At 70.7% G+C, this 17068-nt stretch carries 17 protein-coding genes; 10 read left to right on the forward strand and 7 right to left on the reverse strand.

Translation table 11 applies throughout. The annotated features are described in order from the left end of the window. The first annotated feature begins 89 nt into the window (after positions 1–89). From deoC to FH610_RS37165, 4 genes are read left to right on the forward strand one after another with little or no spacing between them, the layout of a single operon-like run. Positions 90–1028 (forward strand): deoxyribose-phosphate aldolase, encoded by a 939-nt coding sequence (deoC, locus tag FH610_RS37150; protein WP_139579913.1) that lies wholly within the window; start codon positions 90–92, stop codon positions 1026–1028. A 15-nt stretch (positions 1029–1043) separates the two neighbouring features. Then, a complete protein-coding gene (locus FH610_RS37155; protein WP_139579914.1) occupies positions 1044–2471 on the forward strand; it encodes an aldehyde dehydrogenase family protein in 1428 nt (475 codons plus the stop codon). Continuing rightward, complete coding sequence (locus FH610_RS37160) at positions 2461–2703, forward strand: hypothetical protein (protein WP_139579915.1); 243 nt, start codon at positions 2461–2463, stop codon at positions 2701–2703. Before FH610_RS37155 ends, FH610_RS37160 begins: the two co-directional genes overlap by 11 nt. Beyond that, complete coding sequence (locus FH610_RS37165) at positions 2696–3571, forward strand: aldehyde dehydrogenase family protein (protein ID WP_139579916.1); 876 nt, start codon at positions 2696–2698, stop codon at positions 3569–3571. The genes FH610_RS37160 and FH610_RS37165 overlap by 8 nt, the downstream gene beginning before the upstream one ends. On the opposite strand, the gene rho is transcribed toward FH610_RS37165, so the two are convergent. Together rho and FH610_RS37175 are read right to left on the reverse strand one after the other, a co-directional pair. Then, positions 3568–4710, reverse strand: a complete 1143-nt coding sequence (gene rho / locus FH610_RS37170) for a transcription termination factor Rho (protein WP_240809419.1) — start codon at positions 4708–4710, stop codon at positions 3568–3570. The genes FH610_RS37165 and rho overlap by 4 nt on opposite strands. A gap of 324 nt (positions 4711–5034) precedes the next feature. Further along, on the reverse strand, positions 5035–5613 hold the full coding sequence (locus tag FH610_RS37175; protein ID WP_139579918.1) for an LURP-one-related family protein: 579 nt from the start codon (positions 5611–5613) through the stop codon (positions 5035–5037). Positions 5614–5784: 171 nt separating this feature from the next. Between FH610_RS37175 and FH610_RS37180 the strand changes: the two genes are divergently transcribed. Together FH610_RS37180 and lipB are read left to right on the forward strand one after the other, a co-directional pair. Continuing rightward, complete coding sequence (locus FH610_RS37180; RefSeq protein ID WP_139579919.1) at positions 5785–6000, forward strand: PspC domain-containing protein; 216 nt, start codon at positions 5785–5787, stop codon at positions 5998–6000. A 55-nt stretch (positions 6001–6055) separates the two neighbouring features. Then, positions 6056–6691, forward strand: coding sequence for a lipoyl(octanoyl) transferase LipB (lipB, locus tag FH610_RS37185; RefSeq protein WP_205826343.1), 636 nt, complete (start codon positions 6056–6058; stop codon positions 6689–6691). A 98-nt stretch (positions 6692–6789) separates the two neighbouring features. Here lipB and FH610_RS37190 read toward each other — a convergent pair whose 3' ends face one another. Then, positions 6790–8349 (reverse strand): amino acid permease, encoded by a 1560-nt coding sequence (locus FH610_RS37190; protein ID WP_139579921.1) that lies wholly within the window; start codon positions 8347–8349, stop codon positions 6790–6792. Positions 8350–8360: 11 nt separating this feature from the next. Next, a complete protein-coding gene (locus FH610_RS37195) occupies positions 8361–9278 on the reverse strand; it encodes a choline/ethanolamine kinase family protein (protein ID WP_139579922.1) in 918 nt (305 codons plus the stop codon). A gap of 72 nt (positions 9279–9350) precedes the next feature. Here FH610_RS37195 and FH610_RS37200 point away from each other — a divergent pair, with 72 nt between their 5' ends. After that, positions 9351–11774 (forward strand): GcvT family protein, encoded by a 2424-nt coding sequence (locus FH610_RS37200; RefSeq protein ID WP_139579923.1) that lies wholly within the window; start codon positions 9351–9353, stop codon positions 11772–11774. Between the two features lie 4 nt (positions 11775–11778). Here FH610_RS37200 and FH610_RS37205 read toward each other — a convergent pair whose 3' ends face one another. Together FH610_RS37205 and FH610_RS37210 are read right to left on the reverse strand one after the other, a co-directional pair. After that, a complete protein-coding gene (locus FH610_RS37205; RefSeq protein WP_139579924.1) occupies positions 11779–12657 on the reverse strand; it encodes a sugar kinase in 879 nt (292 codons plus the stop codon). A gap of 67 nt (positions 12658–12724) precedes the next feature. After that, positions 12725–13270, reverse strand: coding sequence for a type 1 glutamine amidotransferase domain-containing protein (locus FH610_RS37210; protein WP_139579925.1), 546 nt, complete (start codon positions 13268–13270; stop codon positions 12725–12727). A 91-nt stretch (positions 13271–13361) separates the two neighbouring features. Here FH610_RS37210 and FH610_RS37215 point away from each other — a divergent pair, with 91 nt between their 5' ends. Then, positions 13362–14132 carry a DUF72 domain-containing protein gene (locus tag FH610_RS37215; RefSeq protein ID WP_139579926.1) on the forward strand — a complete coding sequence of 257 codons (771 nt, stop codon included), beginning with the start codon at positions 13362–13364 and terminating at the stop codon, positions 14130–14132. Between the two features lie 34 nt (positions 14133–14166). On the opposite strand, the gene FH610_RS37220 is transcribed toward FH610_RS37215, so the two are convergent. Next, positions 14167–14715 carry a hypothetical protein gene (locus FH610_RS37220; RefSeq protein WP_139579927.1) on the reverse strand — a complete coding sequence of 183 codons (549 nt, stop codon included), beginning with the start codon at positions 14713–14715 and terminating at the stop codon, positions 14167–14169. Between the two features lie 223 nt (positions 14716–14938). Here FH610_RS37220 and glnII point away from each other — a divergent pair, with 223 nt between their 5' ends. Next, positions 14939–15952 carry a glutamine synthetase gene (gene glnII, locus FH610_RS37225; protein ID WP_139579928.1) on the forward strand — a complete coding sequence of 338 codons (1014 nt, stop codon included), beginning with the start codon at positions 14939–14941 and terminating at the stop codon, positions 15950–15952. Between the two features lie 101 nt (positions 15953–16053). Next, positions 16054–17067 carry a glycerophosphodiester phosphodiesterase gene (locus tag FH610_RS37230; RefSeq protein WP_240809420.1) on the forward strand — a complete coding sequence of 338 codons (1014 nt, stop codon included), beginning with the start codon at positions 16054–16056 and terminating at the stop codon, positions 17065–17067. Position 17068 lies beyond the last annotated feature (1 nt).

Consider the following 17068-nt stretch of genomic DNA (forward strand, 5'->3'; position numbering starts at 1 on the left):
AAGGCGGCTAAGGCGATGCCTTAGGAACGCCGGGATCCCCGGGTTTGGAATCATTCCTCGTGGTCGGGGATGCTGGTCTCGTGCCAACTATGACTACTCCGCTCGCGGAGGTCGCCTCCTCACCCTCGACGCTGCGGGCGTTCCTGCACGGCCTTCCCGGGGTCGACAGGGTCGGGGCGGACGCCCGGGCCGCGATGCTGGGCACGCGATCCATCAAGACGACCGCCAAGAAGCAGGCCATCGACATGGCCATCGGAATGGTCGACCTCACCACCCTGGAAGGCGCGGACACCCCCGGCAAGGTCAGGGCGATGTGCGCCAAGGCGGTGCGGCCCGACCCCGCCGACGCGTCGGTGCCGCCGGTCGCCGCCGTCTGCGTGTACCCCGACCTGGTGGCGACCGCCGTCGAGGCGCTGGCCGGGTCCGGCGTGAAGGTGGCGTCCGTCGCCACGTCGTTCCCCAGCGGCCGGTCCTCCCTGGAGGTGAAGGTCGCCGAGACGTCCCTCGCCGTGGCCGCCGGAGCGGCCGAGATCGACATGGTCATCGACCGCGGCGCGTTCCTCGCCGGCGACTACCTCAAGGTGTACGAGGAGATCGTCGCGACCAAGGAAGCCTGTGCCGACGCGCATCTGAAGGTGATCCTGGAGACCGGCGAGCTCGCGACGTACGACAACGTGCGGCGGGCCTCCTGGCTCGCGATGATCGCCGGGGCGGACTTCATCAAGACCTCGACCGGCAAGGTGTCGCCTGCCGCGACGCTCCCGGTGACGCTCGTCATGCTGGAGGCCGTGCGGGACTTCCTCGCCGCGACCGGCCGCAAGGTGGGCGTGAAGCCCGCGGGCGGCATCCGCACCACGAAGGACGCGATCAAGTATCTGGTGCTGGTCAACGAGACCGCCGGGCCGGACTGGCTGGACCCCGACTGGTTCCGCCTCGGCGCCTCCTCGCTGCTGAACGACCTGCTCATGCAGCGGCAGAAGATGGCCACCGGCCGGTACGCCGGTCCCGACTACTTCACGCTGGACTGAGGGCTGGACTGAGGCATGTTCGAATACGCACCCGCACCCGAGTCGCGGGACATCGTCGACATCCGGCCGTCGTACGGCCTGTTCATCAACGGCGAGTGGGTCGAGCCGCAGGGCGAGGGACGCCACAAGACCGTCAACCCGGCCACCGAGGAGGTGCTCGCGGAGGTCGCGTGGGCGGGGGAGGCCGACGTCGACCGCGCGGTCCAGGCCGCGGCCAAGGCGTTCCCCGTGTGGTCGGCCATGCCGGGCGCGGAGCGGGCCAAGTACCTGTTCCGGATCGCCCGGATCATCCAGGAACGGGCGCGTGAGCTGGCCGTCCTGGAGACGCTCGACAACGGCAAGCCGATCAGGGAGTCCCGCGACGTGGACCTCCCGCTGGTCGCCGCCCACTTCTTCTACTACGCCGGCTGGGCCGACAAGCTGGCCTACGCCGGGTTCGGGCCCGACCCGCGTCCGCTGGGCGTGGCCGGGCAGGTCATCCCGTGGAACTTCCCGCTGCTCATGCTGGCCTGGAAGATCGCGCCCGCGCTGGCCTGCGGCAACACGGTCGTGCTCAAGCCGGCCGAGACCACGCCGCTGACCGCGCTGGCGTTCGCCGACATCTGCCGCCAGGCCGATCTGCCGGCGGGGGTCGTGAACATCGTCACCGGTGCGGGCGAGACGGGTGCCGCGCTCGTGAATCACCCCGGTGTGGACAAGGTCGCCTTCACCGGCTCGACCGAGGTCGGCCGTCTCATCGCCGGGAGCCTCGCGGGGACCCGCAAGAAGCTCACGCTGGAACTCGGCGGCAAGGCCGCCAACATCGTGTTCGAGGACGCGCCGCTGGACCAGGCCGTCGAGGGCATCGTCAACGGGATCTTCTTCAACCAGGGCCACGTCTGCTGCGCCGGGTCGCGGCTGCTGGTGCAGGAGTCGATCGCCGCCGACCTGCTGGAGGCGCTCAAGCGGCGCCTCGGCACGCTGAGGCTCGGCGACCCGCTGGACAAGAACACCGACATCGGCGCGATCAACTCGGCCGAGCAGCTCGCCAGGATCCGCGAGCTGTCGGAGGCCGGGGAGGCCGAGGGCGCCGAGCGGTGGTCGCCCGCCTGCCCGATCCCCGAGCGCGGCTACTGGTTCCCGCCCACCGTCTTCACGGGTGTGGCCCAGTCGCACCGCATCGCCCGGGAGGAGATCTTCGGGCCGGTGCTGTCGGTGCTGACCTTCCGCACCCCCGCCGAGGCGGTGGAGAAGGCCAACAACACGCCGTACGGGCTGTCGGCGGGCGTGTGGACCGAGAAGGGCTCGCGCATGCTGTGGATGGCGTCCCGGCTGCGGGCCGGCGTCGTCTGGTCCAACACGTTCAACCGGTTCGATCCGGCCTCGCCGTTCGGCGGCTACAAGGAGTCGGGCTACGGCCGCGAGGGTGGGCGGCACGGTCTGGAGGCCTACCTTGCGGTGTGATCATTCCTCCGGCCGCCCGTCCGGCCAGTCGCTCAGCAGGTGCGACGACGGGCAGCGCCGCCGCCTGGTGCGCCGGGCCCGCGCGGGGGCCGGCGAGGGCTTCTCCCGGGGCCGCCGCTCCCGTCGCTTCGCCGTACGGCACGGCTGGTTCGCGCACCGCGGCGGCGTGTGCCGGTGCGGCCAGACCTATCAGCCGGCCCGTCCTCTGGAGATTGGAACCTTCGATGAGTGAGCGCACCGAACGGTTGAGCGTGCGCAAGACGTACAAGCTGTTCATCGGCGGCGCGTTCCCGCGTTCGGAGAGCGGAAGGTCGTATGTCGTGACCTCCTCCAAGGGCGACTTCCTCGCCAACGCGGCCAGGGCCTCGCGCAAGGACGCCAGGGACGCGGTCTCGGCCGCGCGGAAGGCGTTCTCCGGCTGGTCGGGCGCCACGGCGTACAACAGGGGCCAGATCCTGTACCGGATCGCCGAGATGCTGGAGGGCCGCCGCACCCAGTTCGCATCCGAGGTCGCCGACGCCGACGGCGTCTCCGCGAAGAAGGCGGGTGAGCTGGTGGACGCCGCGGTGGACCGGCTGGTCTGGTACGCGGGCTGGTCCGACAAGATCGGCGCGGTCCTCGGGTCGGCCAATCCGGTGGCCGGGCCCTACTTCAACCTGTCGAGCCCGGAGCCGACCGGCGTGGTCGCGGTGGTGGCCCCGCCGGCGGGACCGCTGCTGGGACTGGTCAGTGTGATCGCGCCGGTGATCGTGACCGGCAACACCTGCGTGGTGGTCGCCTCCGAGCGAGCGCCGCTGCCGGCGATCACGCTGGCCGAGGTGCTGGCGACCTCCGACCTGCCGGGCGGGGTGGTGAACATCCTCACCGGCTCGGCCGCCGAGATCGCCCCCTGGCTCGCGGGCCACATGGACGTCAACGGCATCGACCTGACGGGCGCCGACCCCGAGCTGGCCGTCACGTGTGAGGAGCTGGCCGCGGAGAACCTCAAGCGGGTGCTCCGGCCGCCGGCCGATCGCGTGGACTGGCTCGCCGACCCCGGCATCGGGCGGATGACGGCGTTCCTGGAGACCAAGACCGTCTGGCATCCGATCGGGATCTAGCCCTTCGCCAGGGCCAGGAGGAGTTCGGCGTTCGAGCCGGTGTTCTTCAGTGTGGTGAGGAAGCGTTCGAACCCCTCCTGGTCCTGCAACGCCCGGCGCAGCCGCCAGATCAGCGGCTGCTCCGAGGGGTGGAGCAGCAGTTCCTCGCGGCGCGTGCCGGAGGCGACGACGTCGACGGCGGGGAAGACGCGGCGGTCGGCCAGGCTCCGGCTCAGCTTCAGCTCCATGTTGCCGGTGCTCTTGAACTCCTCGAAGAGGTTGTCGTCCATCTTCGAGCCGGTCTCGACCAGCGCGGTGGCGATGATCGTGAGCGAGCCGCCGTCCTCGATGTTGCGGGCGGCGCCGAGCACCTTCTTGGGCTGGTGCAGGGCCCCGGCGTCCATGCCGCCCGTCAGCAGGCGCCCGCCGCTCGGCGCGGCCATGTTGTACGCCCGGCCGAGGCGGGTGATCGAGTCGATGAGCACGACCACGTCACGGCCCGTCTCCACGAGCCGCTTGGCCCGCTCGACGGCGAGTTCGGCCGCGGTGATGTGGTCCTGCGGCGCACGGTCGAAGGTCGAGGCGACCACCTCGGCCCGGACCGACTCGCGCATGTCGGTGACCTCCTCGGGCCGCTCGTCCACCAGGACGACGATGAGGTGGCATTCGGGGTGGTTGGTCGTGATCGCGTTCGCGACGGCCTTGAGGAACATCGTCTTGCCGGCCTTCGGCGGGGCGACGATCAGGCCGCGCTGGCCCTTGCCGATCGGCGCGAACAGGTCGATGACCCGCGTGGCCAGCACGTTGCGCGTCGTCTCCAGGCGCAGCCGCTCGTCGGGGTAGATCGGCACGAGGTCGGTGAAGTGCGGTCGCGCGGTGTCCACGGGCGCGCCGTTCACCACCGTGACGGCGGTGAGCATGCCGTTCTGGGCGACGCCGCGGACGTGGTCGCCGCGGCGCAGGTCGAGCGCGTCCGCGAGCGCGGCCGGAACGGTCACGTCCTTCGGGCCGGGCAGGTAGCCGTTCGTACGGATGACCGTGTTCCTGCCCGACCGGTCGAGCAGGCCGGTGACCTCGGTGGTTTGGGTGTTCTTCGTACGGGCCGGTGTGGTGCGGGAGACGCTGCGCGGCTTGGGAACGCCGAGAGTGGTGGTGGTCATGGGACTCCTCGGTCTGGGATACATGGGTGCACGCTGATGGAGGAACGGCCGGTCCGGCCGGAGCGGAGCGGGAGGGATCGAGGACCGCGGCGAAGGCCCGGCGGAGCGGGCTTCGCGAGGACCGGAGGTGCCTCCCGGCGCAGCGTCTCAGTGCATGTCGGCCTGTGCTGCTTCGACCGGTGACTGAGAGACGCTCGCGGAATACGTGTGACGCGCGTATGGGCTCATCAGTGTTGACTGGAGGTCATCGGACCGCGGAGCCAGAACCATACGGCTTGTCGCTGACTATAACAGGCTCACTTGATTCGGCAATTCCCTTGAGAGCTATCGGGCCTGGAGGGCGTCGAGCGCCACGGCCATGGCGATGACCAGGCGGCGGTCGAGGCGCGGGTCGCGGATCTCGATGGCGTACCGGTCGCGCAGGCCCCACCTGCGGTCCACCGAGAAGGCGATCGAGGCGCCGATGCTGAAGTCGAAGTGGTACGGCAGCCACTCCAGCGAGTCGGAGAACCGGCGCAGCAGGGCGACCGCCAGGTGCCGCTCCTGCCCGGTCAGCGTCGGCAGTCCCGGCTGCTGGAGGTGCCAGGTCGAGCGGAGCAGCGACCGGCCGAAATCCTTGCGGAACGTCCCGATGGGGTTCCCCTCGTCGTCCACCACGTCGTACTCGCCGGCGAGGTCGAGGACCTTGCGCGCCTTGAACCCGGCCAGCGTCGCCTGCCGGGACTCGTCGGTGTAGAGCGTCACCTGCTCCTTGAGCGCCATCCGCTTCTGCTCGGCGAAGGCCACGGCCTCGCCTTCCGAACCGTCGGGGAGAGCCACATGGACGACGTACCTGTTCACCATCATGGTGATTTTCTGGCGCAGGTACAGGCGGGTCTGTGCCTGCAGGGTCGCTATATCCATATGAGACTCCAAGGACGGTCTTTGCCTCCTTTATGCCCTCTTCCCGAAGAAGATCACCAGCGGGATACCCCTGAATTGGCGCTGTCTGGGGATCAGGGTTTTCTCAGGGTTCCTCGTGGAACGTGGTGTCCATGGCCGTCCGTTGAACCGGATGACGAAAGGAGCCGATCGATGTACCGATCGAGACAGCACAAGATCATCGCTGGCGTCTGCGGAGGGATCGCGGACCGGTACGGCATGTCGCCGACGGTCGTGCGGGTGCTGTTCCTGCTGTCCTGCATCTTGCCGGGTCCGCAGTTCGTGGCCTACCTCATCATGTGGGTGCTGTTCCCCAAGGCCCCGGCCGCGTCCGCCCCGGGCTACGACTACTCGCACGGGCGCAGGTAGGCGGCACGCGGCCACGCGGGTCCGTTTATGCTCACATCAGGAGAGGTGAGCGATGATGCGGCAACGGCCCCTGACGCTGGTCCAGGACGACCTGGTCGACTACGAGAAGGCCATGGAGCGCATGGCCGCGCTGGTCGAGGAACGGCAGGACGACGCGCGGCCCGACACGTTGTGGCTGCTCAGCCACCCGCCGGTCTTCACGGTCGGCAAGCGGACGCTGGAGACCCACCTGCCCGACCCGGCGGCCGGCATCCCCGTGGTGCCGACCGGCCGCGGCGGCCAGCTCACCTATCACGGGCCCGGGCAGCTCGTCGGCTATCTCATCGTGAAGCTGCGGGCCGGCGAGGGCGTGGTCGACTACATCCGCGAGGTCGAGCTGCGGCTGGTCGAGGCGCTGGGCAAGATCGGCGTCCCGGCCGAGCGGCGCGACACCCCGCCCGGGTCGGAGCTGCTCACGGGCGTGTGGACCCGGGACACCGGGCGGAAGATCGTCTCGATCGGCATGCGGTCGAGCCGGTCGGTCACCAGCCACGGCTTCGCGCTCAACGTGGACGGCGACCTCACGCCGTGGGACCTCGCGGTGCCCTGCGGCATGCCCGACGTGGAGATGACCTCGATCGCCCGCGAGCTCGGGCGGGCCTCCATGGAGGAGACCCGCCGCTTCGTCGCGGAGGCGTTCGAGGCCTCCTGACGGCCGGCGGTCACAGGGCCCCGGCCGCGCTCTCCAGGCCGCGGGTCACCCGATTCCGCCAGTCGCCCGCCGGGTTGGGCGGGCCGTAGACGGGGAGATCAGGCCACGGGCTCGGGCTCGCCGACACCGTCGCCGACGTCGTCGACCGTACGGCGGGGCCCGGCGAACCAGTGCTTGGCCGACAGGTGCCACCACAGGGCGATGCCGATGAGCACTGCGCCCACGGCGATGGGGGCGTAGTTCACCGACGTCCAGGTGAAGTCCTTGTTGCCCGGGACGCCCGCAGGGGCGATGGGCAGGATGAAGTAGATCGAGATGATCGCGATCTCGATCACGGCGATCCAGGACAGCGCCTTGTACTTGCGCCCCAGGGTCCACGGCCCGGGCTGGAAGGAGTCCCCGGCGCGCAGGCGCAGCCAGATCGGGATGAGGAACGCGAGGTAGAGCCCGATCACCGCGATGGACACCACGGCGAGGAACGCCACGGGGGTCGTCGTGCCCTCGGGCGCGTAGAGCGCGGGCAGCGTGATCAGCAGCGCGACCCCGCAACCGCCGATGATCGCGTTGACCGGCGTGCGGTTGCGGTCGACCTTCGACCACAGCCGCCAGCCCGGCACCGCGCCGTCGCGGGAGAACGCGTACGTCATCCGCGACATCGAGGTCACGCAGCTCATGCCGCAGAAGAACTGCCCGACCGTGGAGATGCCGAAGATGACGGTGGCGAGGGTGGACGACAGCGACGAGGTGAAGATGGCCCCGACGAAGCCGCCCTCGGCGTCGACGGCGTCCACGTTCGTGGCCGCGAACAGGAACGACAGCAGCAGGATCCAGCCGCCGATCGCGGAGTAGAAGATCGACTGCCACAGGCCCTTGGCCGCGGTGCGGGCCGCGCCGTGGGTCTCCTCCGACACGTGGGCGCAGGCGTCGAAGCCGGTGATCGTGTACTGCGTGAGCAGGAAGCCCAGCGGCAGCACGTACAGCCAGAAGGCCGGGCCCGAGCCGCCGTCGCCGAAACCGGAGTGGTTGAAGGTCTCGAACAGGAAGCCCACGCTCTGGTGCTTCGACGGGCCGAAGATCAGGATCAGCACGACGGCCGCCGCGCCGAACACGTGCCACCACACCGAGACGTTCTGCAGCAGTGAGATCAGGCGGTGGCTGAAGATGTTGATCAACGCGTGCAGCACCAGGACGATCGCGAACAGCAGGAACGTCTGGTGCAGCGCGTTGCCGTTCGCCCAGGAGTCGCTGAACCGGCCGATCGTGATGTTCAGGAACGTCGCGCAGCCGTAGTCGACCGACGCGGTCACCGCGATCAGGCCGATCAGGTTGAGCCAGCCGGTGAACCAGCCGTGGACCGGCCCGCCCAGCTTCGCGGCCCACCAGTAGATGCCGCCCGCCGTGGGGTACGCGGAGACCAGCTCCGCCATGCAGAACCCGATGATCAGAATGAACGCCGAGATCAGCGGCCAGCCGATCGAGATCGCAAGGGGCCCGCCGTTGTTCCACGCCTGGCTGAAGGTGGTGAAACACCCGGCCAGGATCGAGATGATGGAGAAGGAGATCGCGAAGTTGGAGAACCCGCTCCAGGTGCGGGCCAGTTCCTGTTTGTAGCCGAGTTCCGCTAGTCGCTTGGCGTCGTCGTCGAGGGCTTGCGCCACTGAGGCCTCCTCTAACTGGTGCGGAGTTTCCGGACGCCGTCGAGCAGGCGTCCGAAGCGTGGATCCCCGAGGTCGCGTACGGCTTGGGCGAACTTGTCGGCGGCCTCGGCGGAGTAGTCGAATCCGGGCAGGGCCCCACCGCGGACCAGCCCCTCGTGGATGACGAACCAGAGCGTCCAGGTGAGGTTGGACATGATCAGGTTCAGCCGCACCCGGGGGACGTGCTCGTCGTCGCCGAAGTAGGCCCGCGTGAGCCGTACGACCTCGTCGGGGTCGAAGTCGGACTCGGCGGCGATGTCCCCCAGCTCGAAACAGGGGTCGTTGTCGCCGGAGAGCTGGTAGTCGACGATCCGGACGCCGTCGCCGGTGGCGATCAGGTTCTCGGCCAGCAGGTCGTTGTGGCAGGGGACCGTGGGAAGCGGGCACCGGGCCAGCGCCGCCTCGATGTCGGCCGCGACCGGCAGCACGTCCTCGTATCCGGCGGGAAGGGCCAGGCCGTGGGCACGGCACCGCGCCACGTACTCCCGGAGCTTGCCGAAGATCGAGAAGTCGTTGCCGAAGCGGGGGCCGGTGTGCAGGCGGCGGCAGGCGTCCGCCACCTCCTCGATCCGCGCGGCCACGGCCGGGGCGTCGAGGGTGACCCCCTCGACGTACTCCAGGAGGAGGACGCCCGGCAGCACGTGGACGACGCCGGGGCCGATCCCGGACGACGCCGCGGCGACCGTGTTGGCGATCTCCTGGTCGAGCGGGATGCCGAGTCCGGTCTCGGCGATGCGCGGGTCGAGCACCCGCAGGAGCCAGCGGTCGCCGTCCTCGCTGTCGACCCTGGCGATGTGGTGGCTGAGCCCGCCCTTGATCGTCGTGAAGGTCAGCGGCCGCCCGGCCCAGGCCGTGACGAGATCCATTGCGTCTGCGACGGGATCTGGCATGCCCGGCTCCTTTTGGTCTACCTTCAGACCATTGATCCGATTGTCTGGGCCGGGTGTTACAGGACGGTACCGATGTCGCAACTTCCCGCAGACGCCCGCGCCGTCGTCATCGGCGGCGGAGTGGCCGGATGCAGCGTCGCCTATCACCTCGCCCGGCTCGGCTGGACCGACGTGATCCTGGTCGAGCGGCACGGCCTCACCGAGGGCACGACCTGGCACTCCGCCGGCTTCGTCGGCCAGCTCAGGTCCACCGTCACGCAGACCCGGATGATCATGTACTCGGCCGGCCTCTATCCGGAGTTGCGCGAGCTGACCGGGCTCGATCCGGGCTGGCACGGCGTGGGCGGCCTGCGCCTGGCCACCACCCCCGAGCGCATGGAGGAACTGCTGCGCCAGGCAGGGGCCGCCGAGACGTACGGGCTCGACCTGGAGGTGCTCGACCCCCGGGGCACACTCGACCGGCTGCCGCTGCTGGAGGTGGGCGACGTCCTCGGGGCGCTGTGGCTGCCGGGGGACGGGTGGCTCGACCCGGCCCGGCTCGGCCACGCCCTGGCCGAGGGCGCCCGCACGCTCGGCGTACGGATCTTCACGGGCGTGGAGGTCACCGGCGTCGACGTCCACGACGGCCGCGTGACCGCCGTACGGCTGCGCGGCGAGGACGGCGAGCACGTCGTGCGCACGGAGACCGTCGTCAACGCGGCGGGGGCGGCGGCCGGGGTGGTCGGCCGGATGGCCGGGGCCGACATCCCGATCGTGCCGATCAAGCACCAGTACGTGGTGACCCCGGCGTCCGGTGTCCCTGCGGACACGCCGACCGTCCGGGACCCGGACAACATCGTGTACTTCCGCGAGGAGGACGGCGGCATCCTCGTGGGCGGCTACATCAGGAGCCCGCAGGTCTGGGACGCCGACCGGCCGCTGTCCGAGCCCCGCACCCTCTTCACGCCCGACATGGCGAAGTTCCGCGAGTCGTGGGACTCGGCGGTCCGGCGGGTGCCGTCACTGAAGCCGGTCGGCGACGGCGACGACCCGGCGGCGTTCCGCAAGGTCGTGCACGGGCCGGAGGCGTTCACGCCCGACGGGGAGTTCCTGCTGGGGGAGACCGCGGTCGCCGGGCTGTGGGTGGCGGCCGGCTTCTGCGTGCACGGCCTGGCCGCCGCCGGCGGCGTGGGCAAGGTCATGGCCGAGTGGATCGTCGAGGGCGCTCCCGAATATGACGTCTTCGGCATGGATGTGCGCCGTTTCGGGGGGCATGCCCGATCCGTACGCTGGGCCCGCACCCGCGCCTTGGACTCCTACAGCACGTACTACGACATCGTCTATCCCGGTGAGGAGCGCACCGCCGCCCGGCCGCTGCGCCGTTCGCCTGCCTGGGTGCGGCACGAGGCGCTGGGCGCGTCCTTCGGGGAGAAGGCCGGTTGGGAGCGGGTCAACTGGTACCCGCCCACGTCGGACGCCGAGACCGCACGGACCGTACGGCCGAGGGGCTGGGCGGGCCGCGTATGGTCTCCCGCGATTCGCGAGGAGTGCCTGGCGACGCGGGACGCCGCCGGACTGTTCGATCAGACGTCCTTCGCCAAGCTGGAGATATCCGGATCCGTCGCTGACCTGGAACGGCTCGCGGGTAACACGCTGGACCGGCCGGTCGGCTCGGTCGTCTACACCCAGTTGCTCAACCGGCGCGGCGGCGTCGAGGCGGACGTGACCGTGACCCGGCTGGCGGAGGACCGGTTCCGCCTCGTCACCGGCACCGCGTTCGGGGCGCACGACGCCGCGCTGCTGCGCCGTCACGGGCTCGCGGTCGCCGACGTCACCTCCGCCTACGCGTGCTACTGCCTGTGGGGGCCTCGGGCGTACGGGATCCTGGCGTCGCTGACCGACGACGACCTGACCTTCGGCTACCTGCGGGCCGCCGAGATCAGCGTCGGGCACGTCCCGGTGCTCGCCCAGCGGGTCACGTTCGTGGGCGAGTTCGGCTGGGAGCTCTACTGCCCGGCCGAGTATGGGCTGACGCTGTGGGACGCCCTCATGGAGGCGGGCCTGCCGCACGGTATGCGGCCGGCGGGCTACCGCGCGCTCGACTCGCTGCGACTGGAGAAGGGCTACCGCGTCTGGGGCCTCGACGTCACGCCCGAGACCACCCCGCTGGAGGCCGGGCTCGGCTTCGCCGTACGGCCGGAGCGCCGGGCCGCCCTGCCGCGTCCCCGCACGGCGCTGCGCTGCCTGGTGCTCGACGACGAGCGTGACGTCTGCCTGGGCGGCGAGCCCGTCCGGCTGGACGGCCGTCCGGTATCCCGTGTGACCAGCGGCGGGTTCGGCCACCGGGTCGGCCGCTCGATCGCGTACGCCTATCTGCCGGTGAAGGTGGGGCCCGGCGAACGTGTCGAGGTCGGCGTCAACGGCCGCCGCGTGGCCGCCACCGTCACCCGTGAGCCGCTCTACGACCCGGACGGCTCCCGCGTCAAGGCCGAGCCCTGGGCGGCAGCCGGCAGGTGACCGGTCACGGGGGCAGTTCGCCGCGGGTGGGCAGGCCCTGCCAGGAGCTGTGGCTGGCGACCGCGAAGGCGGCCACCGAGATGCCGCGCTTGAGGCGGTCCGACGGGTGCAGCCCGTCCAGGATCGCGCTGAGGTAGCCCGCGACGAACGCGCCGCCGACCTCGGAGGGATCGACTGCGGTCACCGGGGCGGCCTGGGTGTCGTAGCGCAGGCCCTCGATGGTGGCGCTGGCTCCCTTGGCGCCCCGGGTCACGACCAGTTCGGGCGTGGACGCGAGCACGGGCTCCACGAGCATGAGCTCGTCCTGGGTCGCGAAGAGCACGTCGGCCGAGGCGGCGAGCTCCGTGAGCCCCTGCCGGGCCTCCTCCACGCTCTCCCACAGGTTCGCGCGGTGGTTGACGTCCACCGAGACGAGCACACCGGCGTCCCTGGCGATCTTGACGGCATGGTGGACGGCGCTCCAGGCGAGGCCGCTCAGCCCGAGGGTGACGCCGGTGACGTGCAGGATCCGCGCCGACTGGACGGCCTCACCGGGCACGTCGCCGGTCGACAGGTGCGACCCGGCCGAGCCCTCCCGGTAGTGGACGGCGTGCGACGAACGGCCGATGCGCCGCTGGCGGAGGATCAGCCCGGTCGCCGCCGTCTCGTCCACGCGTACGTGGGAGACGTTCACGCCTTCGCCGCGCAGCACGGTCAGCGTGCGCATGCCCAGTTCGTCGGCGCTGACCCGGCCCAGCCAGCTCACCGTGTGGCCGAGCCGGGCCAGGCCGACCGCCGTCGTCAGCTCGGGCCCCTCCACGTCGAGGCGGATGGTCATGTCATGCCGGAGCCGGTCGCCGGAGACGACGCCCAATGCCTCTCCGAGCGTGAAAACCTGGGTCATGCCGTAAGTCCGCGGGATCGCACCCGGAAAGCATGACAGAGCCTGATCTGCCCGGGAAAGTCCTCGCTCAGGCGCGGAACGCGTCCACGGCGGCCTGGCAGAAGGCCTTCAGGTCGTCCGGCTTCCGGCTGGTCACCAGGGTGTTCGGGCCACCCGTGCAGACCATGACCTCCTGGTCCACCCAGGTCGCCCCCGCGTTGCGCAGGTCGGTCTGGAGGCTGGGCCACGAGGTCAGCGTGCGCCCGCGCACCACGCCGGCCTCCACGAGGGTCCACGGCGCGTGGCAGATCGCCGCGACCGGCTTGCCCGCGTCGAAGAACTCCTTGACGAACCGTACGGCCTCCGGCCGCATCCGCAGGAAGTCGGGGTTGGCGACCCCGCCGGGGAGGACCAGCCCGTCGAATTCGGCGGCGGAGACCTCTCCGGCCACGGCGTCCACGGGGAAGGTGCCGGCCTTGTCGAGGTGGTTGAACGCCTGGATCTCCCCGCGCTCCACCGAGACCAGCCTCGGCGTGCCGCCCGCCTGCTGGACGGCCTGCCACGGCTCGGTGAGCTCGACCTGCTCGACCCCTTCGGGGGCGACGAGGAATGCGATCGTCTTGCCCTGGATCATCGTGCTCCCCTTTCGGCGCGTTTTTGCTTCTTCTTGACGTCGCGTGCCCCGCTGGCCGCGATCTATGCCGTCCGCTGGGTAGGGGAGGGACATGCCCGTGCTGGTGGGGACCTCTGGGTGGCAGTACGCCGACTGGCGCGACCTCGTCTACGGCGGCGTACCCCAGCGACTGTGGCTGGAGAGCTACGGCGAGATCTTCGCCACGGTCGAGAACAACAACGCCTTCTATCGGCTGCCGAAGCGGGAGACGTTCGAGTCGTGGCGGGAGCGCACGCCGCCCGACTTCGTCATGGCGGTCAAGGCCAGCCGCTTCCTGACGCACATCAAGCGGCTGAAGGACCCGGAGGAGCCGGTCGAGCGGCTGATGGGCGTGGCCGAGGGCCTCGGCCGGAAGCTGGGTCCCATCCTGCTGCAACTGCCGCCGACCCTGCAGGTGGACGCCGGGCGGCTGCGGGCCTGCCTGGCCCGGTTTCCGCGTGCCGTACGGGTCGCCGTCGAGCCGCGGCACGCCTCGTGGTGGACCGACGAGATCCGCGCCCTGCTGACCGAGTTCGGGGCCGCGTTGTGCTGGGCGGACCGGCTCGGCCGGCCGGCCGGGCCCCTGTGGCGTACGGCCGACTGGGTCTACCTGCGCTTCCACGAGGGAGGGGCGGAACCCTGGCCCAACTACGGGCGGCGTGCGCTGCGCAGTTGGGTGGACCGCCTGGGGGACGTGCCGGACGCCTACGTCTACTTCAACAACGACCCCGGTGGCGCCGCCGTACGCAACGCGATCACCTTCGCGGAGCTGGCGTGCGCGCAGGGGCGGGACGTCAGCAGGGCTCGGCTTCCCGAGCGGGCCCCCGAGCCCGTCCGGTCATGACCGGACGGGCGAGTGTCACCCCCGGCATGACGGATCAGGCGCGGCGCTCGTCGGACGCGTGACGCCCGCCCGCCACCAGCTGGTCGGGGGACGACTGCTGGGCGGGTACGGAGAGGCGGTTGTGCGGCGCGGTGGGACGCTCGGCCCGCTCCGCGCGCTCGGCCCGGTCGTCGACTCCGTCGCGGTCCCGGTCGACCTTCGGATACTGCTTGGTGACGGGCTCGGCGGCCGGGGTGGTCGTCGAGGTCGCCGAGGTGGCCGAGGTCGTCGTGGTCGTCTCGAGACGGCGCTCCAGGTCGCGCTTCTCGGCCTCCAGGCGGGACACGCGGTCGCGCTCCGCCAGGCGCGTTTCACGCATCCGGCGGCGCTTGACGGCGGCACGGCGCATGCCGCCGGTGATGAGCAGCAGGCCGGCGACGAACACGGCGGCGGTCACGACGCCGGCGATGAACAGCTCGAACGGGCTGAGATTGAACGTACGGTCCAGGACCGTGATCGGCATGGTGTTCGCGGTGTCGTTGACCGACACCTCGATGACGGCCGCCGCCGCGATCAGGATCAGAAGCAGGCCCAATAAGACCATTTGCCCTCACTCCCAAATACTGGTTGCCGTGCGGTTGCGATTCGTGGACGCTTCTCCGACTGCCCGCAGGGACGCGGATCATGTGCGCCGGGTCACAGCAGGGCCAAGGCAAAGGATGCGCGTTAACACCGTGTTCACAAACGGGCAAAAGCTACGAAATCCCAGAACGGCAATCTCGACGTGGCGGACGAACGCCAGGCCGCCTCGTTCGAAAGGGATCGACGTGACCTACAAGGCCGAGTACATCTGGATCGACGGCACGGAGCCGACCGCGAAGCTCCGCTCCAAGACCAAGGTCCTTGCCGACGGCGCCGAGCCGTCGCTGTGGGGCTTCGACGGGTCCAGCACCAACCAGGCCACCGGTCACTCCTCCGACTTGGTGCTCAAGCCGGTGTTCACCTGCCCCGACCCGATCCGCGGCGGTGACAACGTGCTGGTCATGTGCGAGGTCCTGCACACCGACATGACCCCGCACGCCAGCAACACCCGCGCCCCGCTCGTCGAGGTGGCCGAGCGGTTCGCCGAGCAGGACTCGTGGTTCGGCATCGAGCAGGAGTACACCTTCTTCAAGGAGGGCCGCCCGCTCGGCTTCCCGCTGGGCGGCTTCCCCGCCCCGCAGGGCGGCTACTACTGCGGGGTCGGCGCCGACGAGGTGTTCGGCCGTGACATCGTCGAGTTGCACCTCGACCGCTGCCTGGCCGCCGGCCTCGCGATCTCCGGCATCAACGCCGAGGTCATGCCCGGCCAGTGGGAGTTCCAGGTGGGGCCCGCGGGTCCGCTGGAGGTCGGCGACCACATGTGGGTCGCCCGCTGGCTGCTCTACCGCACCGCCGAGGAGTTCGACGTCGCCGCCACGCTCGACCCGAAGCCGGTGAAGGGCGACTGGAACGGCGCGGGCGCGCACACCAACTTCTCCACCAAGGCCATGCGCGAGGGCTACGAGCCGATCATCACCGCGTGCGAGGCCCTGGCCGACAACGCCATGGAGCACGTCAAGAACTACGGCCACGGCATCGAGGACCGCCTCACCGGCCACCACGAGACCGCCCCGTGGGACAAGTTCAGCTACGGCGTCTCCGACCGTGGCGCCTCGGTCCGCATCCCGTGGCAGGTCGAGGTGGACAAGAAGGGCTACATCGAGGACCGGCGCCCCAACGCCAACGTCGACCCCTACGTCGTCGCCCGCCTGATGGTCGACACCTGCTGCACCGCTCTGGAGAAGGCCGGCCAGGTCTGATCGGCTCCACGAGGAACTGACCCGGTTCCCCCATCTCCGTACGGCTCCCGCGTCCCGGCGCGGGAGCCGTACGCGTATACGGTGGCCGTACAGTGACGGCTGTGCCACATCTGCCGGAACCCGTCGTCATCGGCCACCGGGGCGCCAGCGCGCTGCGGCCCGAGCACACGCTGCCGTCGTACGAGACGGCGATCGCGCTCGGGGCCGACTACATCGAGCCCGACCTGGTCTCCACCAAGGACCACGTCCTGGTGGCCCGCCACGAGAACGAGATCTCGGGGACCACCGACGTGGCGAGCCACCCCGAGTTCGCCGGCCGCCGCACGACCAAGACCATCGACGGGGTGACGGTCACCGGCTGGTTCACCGAGGACTTCACGCTCGACGAACTGCGCACGCTGCGGGCCGTCGAGCGCATCCCCGACCTGCGCCCCGGCAACGCCGCCTTCGACGGCCTGGCCCCGATCCCGACGTTCGACGAGGTCGCGGAGCTGGCCAGGCGGCACGGCGTGGGCGTGTATCCGGAGACCAAGCACCCCACCTACTTCGCCTCCATCGGCCTGCCGCTGGAGGGGCCGCTGCTCGACGTGCTGGGCCGGCACGGCTGGCGCGACCGGCACGACCCGGTCTTCATCCAGTCGTTCGAAGCGGCCAACCTGCGCGAGCTGCGCGGGAAGACCCGGCTGCCGCTGATCCAGCTCGTCGGCGGCTCCGGCGCGCCGTACGACCGGATGGTCACGCCCGATGGGCTCGCGGAGGTCGCGACGTACGCGGACGGCATCGGCGTGGCGACCTCGCGGGTCGTCCCCACGGGACCCGACGGCCGCCTCCTCGCCCCCACGACGCTGGTGCGGGACGCTCACCGGGCCGGGCTCGACGTGCACGTGTGGACCGTGCGCGACGAGAACGCCCAGCTCCCGGCCGACTTCAGGCGCGGCGACCCGGCCTCCCCGGCGTACGCGCGGGCGACCGGCAACGTGATGGGCTGGCTGGCGATGCTCTACGACCTCGGCGTGGACGGCGTCTTCGCCGACAACCCCGGCACGGCCCGGGCCGTGCTGTCCGCGACGTCCATGGCCGCGCGGACGAAGGCGGCGATCTCAGGCCGGGGGTAGC

Source organism: Microbispora catharanthi, from assembly GCF_006334915.2.
Taxonomy (GTDB): domain Bacteria; phylum Actinomycetota; class Actinomycetes; order Streptosporangiales; family Streptosporangiaceae; genus Microbispora; species Microbispora catharanthi.